The organism is Streptomyces durbertensis, assembly GCF_014156695.1.
In the GTDB taxonomy this organism is placed as follows: domain Bacteria; phylum Actinomycetota; class Actinomycetes; order Streptomycetales; family Streptomycetaceae; genus Streptomyces; species Streptomyces durbertensis.
In genome coordinates this window covers 1-4,188 of sequence record NZ_WMLF01000460.1, presented here as the reverse complement: position 1 = coordinate 4,188, position 4,188 = coordinate 1, and the positions used below count along the sequence as shown (strand labels likewise).

Sequence of the window (4,188 nt, the reverse complement as noted above, 5' to 3'; positions counted from 1 at the left end):
GGACGTTCCGGGGGGCAGCAGTCACGTCGGGCAAGCTTACGGAGCGCCGCTCGCGCCGGCACCGGCGCCCACCGTCGCGGGCCTACTTGAGCAGGCGTGACATGCGCCGGTCGGCCAGCGGCTTGCCGCCGGTCTGGCAGGTCGGGCAGTACTGCAGGGAGGAGTCGGCGAAGGAGACCTCGCGCACGCTGTCCCCGCACACCGGGCACGGCTCCCCGGTGCGGCCGTGGACCCGCATGCCGCCGCGCTTCTCGGCCTTCAGCTCCCCGGCGGCCAGCCCCGACGCGCGGCTCACGGCCTCGGTCAGGGTGCCGCGCAGCGCCTCGTACAGCCGCTCGACCTCGCCGGGGGTCAGGTCGGAGGCGAGCCGGTAGGGGGACATCCGGGCGCGGTGCAGGATCTCGTCAGAGTAGGCGTTGCCGATCCCGGCGATCACGCTCTGGTCCCGCAGCACGCCCTTCACGCGGTGCCGCCGCCCGCCGAGCAGGGCGGCGAACGCGGGGAGGTCGAAGTCGTCGGCGAGCGGTTCGGGGCCGAGCCGGGCGACGCCGGGCACGTCGGCGGGGTCCGCGACGCAGTACACGGCGAGCCGCTTCTGGGTGCCGGCCTCGGTGAGGTCGAAGCCGCCGGCGCCGTCGGCCAGCCGCAGCCGGAACGCCAGCGGTCCTCGTCCGGGGCGGGCGGGCGGCGGCTCCTCGTCCCGCCAGCGCAGCCAGCCGGCCCGCGCCAGGTGCACGACGAGGTGCGGGCCCTCCTCGGCGGCCACGTCGAGGAACTTCCCCCGCCGCCGCACCGCCACCAGCCGGCGGCCGACAAGCGCGTCCAGCGGCGGGTCGAACGTCTTGAGCACGCTCACCGCGACGGGCCGCACCGAGGCGACGGTCCGGCCGGCCACCCGCGGCTCGAGGTAGACGCGCAGCGCCTCCACCTCCGGTAGTTCCGGCATGTGCCCAGTGTGCGACCGGCGGGGCGCCGCCGCACTACTTGCGGTTGTACAGCCGCATCGTGACCGTGCCGAACACGGCGGTCAGCGCCGCGCCCCAGCCCAGCGTCCAGGCGATCTCGGCGGGCGGCCAGCCGCCGTCCATCAGCACCCGCACCGCGGACGTCAGATGGGACACCGGGTTGTTGTTCACGAACACCTGGAGCCAGCCGGGCATGGTGGCCGGATCGACGAAGATGTTGCTGAGGAAGGCCAGCGGGAACAGCACCATCATGCTGACGCCCATCACCGACTTCTCCGAGCGCAGCAGCAACCCGAACATCGTCCACGCCCAGGAGAAGCAGAACGAGAACACCAGCAGCAGCGCCACCCCGGCGAGCACGCCGAGCACCCCGCCCGCCGGCCTGAAGCCCATCACAAAACCCACGGTCATCATCACGGCCGACGCGACCGTGTAGCGCAGCACGTCGCCGAGCAGGTAGCCGACCATGGGCGCCGGCCGCCAGATCGGCAGGGTGCGGAAGCGGTCGAAGACGCCCTTCTCGATGTCGGTGTTGACCGACACCCCGGTGTACATGGTGATCATCACGACGCTCATCACCAGGATGCCCGGCAGCACGAACTGGAGGTAGGCGGTGGTGGAGCCGGCCAGCGCGCCCCCGAAGAGGTACGTGTACATCAGCACCATCATGATCGGGAAGGCCGTCACGTCGAACAGCTGCTCGGGGACGTGCTTGATCTTCAGCACGGCCCGCCAGCCGAACGTCAGCGACGCCGACAGCGCGCTGGGCCTCGGCGGACGCTCGCCGCCGACCAGCAGCGCGGTCAGGTCCTCCGTGGTGACGGGGGCCAGTTCCTCGTTCCGGGTCTGTGCGGTGGGTGCGCCACTCATCCTGCACGGCCCCTTTCCTGCGTTTCCCGGCTCTTCTCCCGGCCCTCGGCGGCCGGGCGCCCGTCGGTGGCCGGATGCTCGCCGGTGGCGGGAGCGTCCACCGGCCGGCGGTCGGTGAGGGCGAGGAAGACCTCGTCCAGGCTGGGCTGCCCCAGCGAGAAGTTGTCGACCACCACGCCCTGGCGGGCCAGGTCGGCCAGCGCGCGGGCGGCCAGTTCGGCGGCGGCCGGTCCCCTGGAACCGCCGGCGGCGGTGATGCGCGCGGTCAGCGCCAGCGGGTCCGCCTCCCGCTCGACGCCCTCACCGAGGACCGCTGCCAGGACCTGTTCGGCGCGCGGCCGCTGCTCGGCCTCCCGCAGCCGCAGGTGGACCGAGCCGGCCCCCACCGAAGCCTTCAGCTCGCCCTTGGTGCCCTCGGCGATCACCCGGCCGTGGTCGATCACCGCGATCCGGGAGGCGAGCTGGTCGGCCTCGTCCAGGTACTGCGTGGTCAGCAGCACGGTGGTGCCCTGCGCGACGACGGCCCGGACGATCTCCCAGACCTGGTTGCGGCTGCGCGGGTCGAGACCGGTCGTCGGCTCGTCCAGGAACAGCAGGTCGGGCGTGTTCAGGATGCTCGCCGCGATGTCGATGCGCCGCCGCATACCACCGGAGTAGTGCTTGACCTGGCGCCCGGCGGCCCGGCTGAGGCCGAACGCGGCCAGCAGCTCGGCGGCGCGGGCCCGGGCGGCGGCCCTGCCGTGCCCGAGCAGCCGGGCCAGCAGCACCAGGTTCTCGGTGCCGGTCAGGTCCTCGTCGACGGACGCGTACTGGCCGGTCAGGCTCACCCGGCCGCGGACGGCGTCGGCCTCCGCGACGACGTCGTGACCGAACACCCGGGCCTCGCCGCCGTCCGGTCGCAGCAGCGTCGCCAGCACCTTGACCGCCGTCGTCTTCCCGGCGCCGTTCGGCCCGAGCACCCCGTACACCGTGCCGGTGGGCACGGTCAGGTCCACCCCGTCCACCGCCCTGGTCTCGCCGAACACCTTGACCAGGTTCGACGTCTCGATCGCCGGGCCGGAGTGGGGGCGCCGGCTGGAGTGGCGGGTCATGGCTGCTCTCCCTGCTGACGGCACCACGGGCTCTCGCCCCACCTACCAGAGTGCAGAACGCCGGGCGTTTCCGCCCACTCTTCGGCGAAGACGCGTCGCCCGGGACGCCGCCGCCGGGGCACGGGCGCCGCGGCGCTCAGCCCGCGCGGTACTTGCCGAACTGGTGCAGCGCCGCCTGGGCGTAGGCGACCCGGCGGTCCAGCAGCGTCTCGCACCACGAGTAGTTGGAGCGCAGGTAGCGGAAGTCGAGCGCGGCGCGCGGGCTGCCCGCGCGCCGCCAGACGATCCGGCGGGGACACCCCCACACGATGAGTTCCAGCGTGTTGCCCAGCGTGACAAGCGTGATCAGCAGCGAGACGACAAAAAACAGCGCCCACACGGGCAGCAGCAGGGCGAAGCCCAGCCAGCCGGCGACCGTGCCCTTGTGGCCGGTCAGGGAGGGGCCGCCGTCCGCCGGGTCGATACGCCAGTAGGCGCGGCGGGTCAGCGGCGACCGGCCGCGCGCCAGGTGGCACAGCGGAGCGCCGTGCTCGTCGAGCACGGCGAAGTGGCGCGGCTCGCCCTTGGCGAGCGGCTCGGGGTGCACCGAGCACAGCAGCCGCTTGTCCGGGTCGTGCAGCGCCAGCACGGGGTGCTCCTCGAACTGGGCGGCGAGGTGTTCCGCCCGCCGCTCCACCTCGGTGACGGTGGTCGGGCCGGCGTCCGGCGGCGGCCCGGAGAGCCGCGAGACCGCCGCGTCGGACTCCAGCGGACCGCCCGGTTTGACCAGCCGTATCCGGGCCAGCGCGTTCTCCGCCCGGTGCTCGCCGTCGGGGAGGATCATGAAGCACTCGCCCTCCGGCCACAGCCCCGCGTGGGAACCGGAGGTGCCGCTCACCTCCACGGTGAACGTGGACCGCGTCATCTGCCTCTCCCGTCGTTCTGCTCTGCCCGTACGCCCGGCGCGGCGTGCGACCGCCCCGCCAGATTGTGCCAACTCCCGCCGGGCGCGGGGAGGAGCGCGCGCACGGCGGACGAAGGGCGAGGGGGAGACGCGGCCCGGCACACGCCGGGGCGCACGGGCGGGCGTCGAGCATTCAGCCGCCGCACACCCGGCCGTCCCGGACACGCCACGTGGCGGCCAGCGGGCGGGGCCATCAAGGAGGTGTGTCCACCCGCCGGGCCGTCCCGGCGGGCCGCGGCCACCGTTCGGCCGCACGCGCCCACCCCTGCGACGGGAGCCGCCATGACAGTCCCCACCGCCCCGGTGACCAGCCCCCTGA

The 4,188-nt window shown here is 73.9% G+C and carries 4 protein-coding genes; all 4 read right to left on the bottom strand.

Annotation, left to right across the window (positions count from 1 at the left end):
* Positions 1 to 82 precede the first annotated feature (82 nt).
* A complete protein-coding gene (locus tag GL263_RS22640) occupies positions 83 to 946 on the bottom strand; it encodes an Fpg/Nei family DNA glycosylase (RefSeq protein WP_182857601.1) in 864 nt (287 codons plus the stop codon).
* Positions 947 to 980: 34 nt separating this feature from the next.
* Complete coding sequence (locus tag GL263_RS22635; RefSeq protein WP_182857600.1) at positions 981 to 1,835, bottom strand: ABC transporter permease; 855 nt, start codon at positions 1,833 to 1,835, stop codon at positions 981 to 983.
* A complete protein-coding gene (locus tag GL263_RS22630) occupies positions 1,832 to 2,926 on the bottom strand; it encodes an ATP-binding cassette domain-containing protein (RefSeq protein ID WP_182857599.1) in 1,095 nt (364 codons plus the stop codon). The genes GL263_RS22635 and GL263_RS22630 overlap by 4 nt, the downstream gene beginning before the upstream one ends.
* Positions 2,927 to 3,062: 136 nt before the next feature.
* Positions 3,063 to 3,830 carry a hypothetical protein gene (locus GL263_RS22625; protein ID WP_182857598.1) on the bottom strand — a complete coding sequence of 256 codons (768 nt, stop codon included), beginning with the start codon at positions 3,828 to 3,830 and terminating at the stop codon, positions 3,063 to 3,065.
* Positions 3,831 to 4,188 lie beyond the last annotated feature (358 nt).